We start from the raw sequence: 4,938 nt of genomic DNA, 5'->3' as shown, positions 1-4,938 counted from the left end.
TCTGCGGCTCACCGCCTTGTATCAGAATTGACGCTCCGACGATACCGGCGGTATGCCGCCGCCATCGGCAGCAGCCGAGTGTCGCACTATAACGGCAGCCCGTCAGCGGCGCAAACGCGAAATTTTCCACTCGGCATGAATTCCATTCATCAAGCACAAAAGCGGGCGGGAACAGGCGCATCGCTTTCCCGATAAAATGTAGTCATTTAGCATAGCCTCGGATGAGAACCGGCCTTTTTCGCATATTTGCCACACTTTCTAACGCCGCCGCCACACAAATTTGCAAACGCAAACAAAAACCCCTATCATTCACGGCACTCATTTCAGCATGAATACCCATGCCGTCTGAAAAACCGCTAAAGCATTTTCAGACGGCCTTCACCGACAATACAGGACTACCCTTATGAACACCCTCTTTACCCGCAGCCTGATGGCCGCCGCCGTACTCGGCGCCTACACCCACGCCGTTGCAGACGATGCCGTGGACAGCGTTGAGCTGGAAACCGTCAACGTCGTCGGCAGCGCCGGCAAAATCGACGGCCTCAAATTCAAATCCGCGCAATCCAACGCCGTTATCCGCGCTCAGGAAATCGCCGAAAAAGCCCCGATGAAAGTTGAAGACACCCTGGCTTACGAGTCCGGCGTGCGCGTCGGCCAATTCGGCTACGACACCAAGCAGGAATGGATTAAAGTACGCGGCTTCGATGCATCCGTGGCCGTGGACGGCTCACCCGTAATGCAAAACGGCTTCTTCACCGCCATGCCCAACACCTACGGCCTGGAAGCCGTGGAACTGGTCAAAGGCGCAGATTCCCTGACCTACGGCTCAGCCGAAACCGGCGGCCTGATTAACCTCGTGTCCAAACGTCCGACCCGCACCGCCCAAGGCGAAATCGGCGTGCGTGCCGGTACACAGGGCCGCCTCGGCGTATTCGGCGACTACAGCGGCAAGCTGACCGCCGACAACAGCGTCCGCTACCGCTTGGTCGGCGACATCGAACGCCGCAAGGGCGATTTCAACGGCAAAACCGACAACTACTACATCGCCCCCAGCCTGACTTGGGACATTTCCGATAAAACCGAGCTGACCGTATTGGCCAGCGCATCGCGTCAAAAAGGCAAGCCGACCAGCGTGCACCTGCCGGCCACGGGCGTATTGTTCCCCTCCACCATCGGTAATGTTGCCTACGGCACGACCTATCAAGACGGAGACGACTACGTCAAACGCAACACCTATTCCGCAGGCTACGAGTTCAAACACGATTTCGGCAACGATTTGAAATTCAGCCAAAACTACCGCTACAGCCACCAAAACCTCGACTGGCTGGGCACATTCTCCTACGGCACCGACTGGCAGGACAACACCCAAGCCGCCCGCGGCTACAGCTACACCGACGGCACGGTCAACAGCCACACCATCGACAACCGCCTGAGCAAAACCTGGCAGGGTAACGGCTGGCGCAACACCCTGCTCGGCGGCGTGGACTACCTGCACGCCAACACCGGCGGCCTGAACAACGGCTTCGGCAGCGTCGCCAGCACCGGCCTGCTCAACCCGTTTAACGGCGCCAGCGGCGTTGTCAAAACCGGCAGCCGCTACGAAGTGAAACAGAAACAGCTCGGCTTCTACCTGCGCGACCAATTCACCTACGGCGGCCTGGTTGCCAACCTCGGCATCCGACACGATAAAGCCGAAGCCGATTCACTCTCCAGCGGCACTGCGGGCAACTACGATGTGAACCACACCTCATATCAAGGCAGCCTGATGTACAACTTCAAATCCGGCGTGTCTCCGTATATCAGCTACACCGAATCCTTCAAACCTACCGTCGGCACCGACGGCTACGGCAACATCTACAAGCCGTATGAAGGCCGCCAATACGAAGCCGGCGTAAAATACCTCCCGAGCGCCATCGACGGTAAATTCTCCGCCGCCTACTTCGATTTGGAAGAGAAAAACGCCCTGGCAGCCGACCCGAGCAACGTACAAACCCAAATCGGCAAACGCCGCGGCAAAGGCTTCGAGCTGCAAGCCGAAGCCCAGCTGACCGACAACCTGAGCGCGAGCGCGGCCTACACCTACACCCGCTCCAAACAGGACACCCGCTTCGACACCGCCATCCGCACCCCGCTGATTCCGAAGCACCAAGCGTCGGCACAAATCAAATACGCCTTTGACCAAGGCACATTGAACGGCCTGACCCTCGGCGCCGGCATCCGCTACGTCGGCAGCACCGCCGACGAGCAATACTGGCCGGGCTACAAAGTACCGTCCTACACCCTGGTGGACGCACTGGCGCAATACCGCTTCGGCAAAAACTGGCTGGCACAGCTGAACGCCAACAACCTGACCGGCAAGAAATACGTCGCCGGCTGCGACTTCTATTGCTACTGGGGCAGCGAACGCAGCGTCGTCGGCTCAGTCAGCTATAAGTTCTAAAACCGGCAGGCGTATCCGCTCCGCCGTATGAAAAAAGCCGTCTGAAAATCTTGAATTTTCAGACGGCTTTTTATGCCTGTTCCAACACTCGGTATCGTATTTTGAAAAGTAAGTGTTGAAATTTTACAATACTAAATATACCGATTTTCTCTTGATATTTTAAAACAAATACAATATATTGTATTTCATGGGTTAGCCAAAATCCAAACGCGCCGTCCGGGTTCGCCATATTATCCGGATTGTATTAAAATTGCCGTTATAGCAGATTGCTAAACTGAATTTGAAAGGAGTGGAAAATGGCTAGAAAATATTCAGACGGCTGGGACGGAAATGACTGAAACCAACTCTATTTACCACTATATCACGCCGATACTGACAGTTATCGGCGTTTTCGTTGCCGCTTACGGCATATTCAGAAATACGGAAAACGCCAAAAAGCGCGCCACCATCGATCTGATTATCATGCAGCGCAACGATGAAGCCCTGCAAAAAGCCATTAAACGCGTAAATGAGATGTCTAAGACGGAAGGCTGCATCTTTTCAACCTACATCGCAGAAACCGAAGAAACGTATGAAGACCGGGAAAGTATCCTGAAAGTACTCAACCAGCGCGAGTTTGTGGCCGCAGGTGTATTGCGCGGTGCTTTCCATGAGCCGCTTTTTAAAGAGTTTGAGTATTCCATCTTGCTGCGCGATTGGAATAATTTGAACGGATTTATCCAAGACATCAGAAGAATCCGCAACGCGCCGACAGCATTTCAGGAATTTGAAACCTTGGCGAAAAAGTGGAAGAAAAAACCCTTAAAAGTAAAACATTAACTAACTTATTTAAAAAAAGCCGTCTGAAAATCCACATTTTCAGACGGCTTTTCCAATACCTCACATCAACCTACGCGCCGTAATTCGGCAGCAGCAAGGCGCAGGGTTGGCGTTCGCGGCGGTTGCGGCGACGGCCGCTGATTTTGCTGCAGGCGGCGCCCGGGTCGCGGCGGTCTTTGTCGGCGGATTTTTCGCTGCGCTCGTTTTGGCGGGTTTGGCGGCTGCTGCGTTCCCGCTCGCCACGTTCTCCGCGCTCGCTGCGGCTGCGGCGCGGTTCGGGCGCGGCTTCGGCGGCGGTTTCTACTTCTTCGCCGCCCTCTTCCCACCAGCGCGGTTCGAAGCCTTCGATGCGCTCTACCGGCAAATCGTTGCCGGTCAGCTCTTTGATGGCTTCAAACATTTTCTGCTCGGTTTTGTCCATCAGTGAAATCGCTACGCCGTCGGCACCGGCGCGGCCGGTGCGGCCGATGCGGTGTACATAGTCTTCGGGCTGGGTCGGCAGCTCGTAGTTGATGACGAACGGCAGCTCGGCGATGTCCAAACCGCGTGCGGCAACGTCGGTGGCGACCAAGACGCGCAGCGTGCCTTCTTTAAACGCATTGAGCGTTTCGAGGCGGGTTTGCTGCGATTTGTCGCCGTGTATGGATTGGGCAGACAGGCCGCGGCGCACCAAATCGCGGGTCACTTGATCGACGCTCTGCTTGGTTTTGCAGAATACGATGACCTGGTTCATATTCAAATCGACAATCAGGCGCTCAAGCAGATTGCGCTTCTGCAGCGCATCGACGGCGATAATGTGCTGCTCGACATTGGCGTTGGTGGTGTTTTGCGCGGCCACTTCAACCAGCTCGGGCGCGTTCATGAAATCCTGCGCCAGCTTGCGGATGGGCGGGGAAAAGGTGGCGGAAAAGAGCAGCGTCTGCCGCTGCTTAGGCAGCATCTGCATGATTTTGCGGATGTCGTCGATAAAGCCCATATCCAGCATACGGTCGGCCTCGTCCAAAACCACAATTTCCACGCGGTTGAGGTTGATGTTTTTCTGCTTAACATGGTCGAGCAGGCGGCCGACGGTAGCGACGACGATTTCGCAGCCGGCGCGCAAATCGGCGGTTTGCTTGTCCATATTGACGCCGCCGAACAAGACGGTATGGCGCAGCGGCAGGTTTTTAATGTAAGAAGTCACGTTTTGGTCGATTTGATCGGCCAGCTCGCGTGTGGGTGTGAGCACCAGCATGCGCACGGGGTGCATGGCGGGCGAGGTGCTGGCGGTGGCGTAGCGTTTCAAACGCTCCAGGCTGGGCAGCATAAAGGCGGCGGTTTTACCCGTGCCGGTTTGCGCGGCGGCCAGCAGGTCGTGCCCGGCCAGGGCTTTGGGAATGGCGGCGGCCTGAATCGGCGTGGGGTGTTCATACCCCTGCTGGGTCAGGGCGGAAACGATTTCGCTGCCCAAACCGAGTGAAGCAAATGGATTCATCAGTATTCTCTTTCTATCAGGACGGTCTGCAAACGGCTTGCCGTCTGAAAAAGGCAGCCGCTCCCATCGCTTCGGGCGCGGCTGACGGTAATTGTCGCTATCCCGCAATTATGCCACAAAATACCGCCTTATCCTATGCCCGCGCTGCCCGCCGCGCCTGTAAAACAACGGCATAAAGCCCGATACCGCCGCTTTTTGACTTTAA

The 4,938-nt window shown here is 55.9% G+C and carries 4 protein-coding genes; 3 read left to right on the top strand and 1 reads right to left on the bottom strand.

All coding sequences use genetic code 11. The features are described from left to right. The 3 genes from BDE01S_RS11585 to BDE01S_RS08260 all read left to right on the top strand — a co-directional run. On the top strand, nt 1-195 hold a 195-nt coding region (locus BDE01S_RS11585; RefSeq protein ID WP_218015863.1), incomplete at its 5' end, for a hypothetical protein. Between the two features lie 208 nt (nt 196-403). Further along, a complete protein-coding gene (locus BDE01S_RS08265) occupies nt 404-2,440 on the top strand; it encodes a TonB-dependent siderophore receptor (protein WP_066080030.1) in 2,037 nt (678 codons plus the stop codon). A 330-nt stretch (nt 2,441-2,770) separates the two neighbouring features. Further along, nucleotides 2,771-3,259 carry a DUF4760 domain-containing protein gene (locus BDE01S_RS08260; RefSeq protein WP_082790447.1) on the top strand — a complete coding sequence of 163 codons (489 nt, stop codon included), beginning with the start codon at nt 2,771-2,773 and terminating at the stop codon, nt 3,257-3,259. Nucleotides 3,260-3,329: 70 nt separating this feature from the next. Here the strand turns inward: BDE01S_RS08260 and BDE01S_RS08255 are convergent, their stop codons facing one another. Then, complete coding sequence (locus BDE01S_RS08255; protein ID WP_115225471.1) at nt 3,330-4,736, bottom strand: DEAD/DEAH box helicase; 1,407 nt, start codon at nt 4,734-4,736, stop codon at nt 3,330-3,332. Nucleotides 4,737-4,938 lie beyond the last annotated feature (202 nt).

It is taken from the genome of Bergeriella denitrificans NBRC 102155, assembly GCF_001592185.1.
GTDB classification, from domain to species: Bacteria; Pseudomonadota; Gammaproteobacteria; order Burkholderiales; family Neisseriaceae; genus Neisseria; species Neisseria denitrificans.
This window is presented reverse-complemented; position numbering and strand designations above follow the sequence as displayed.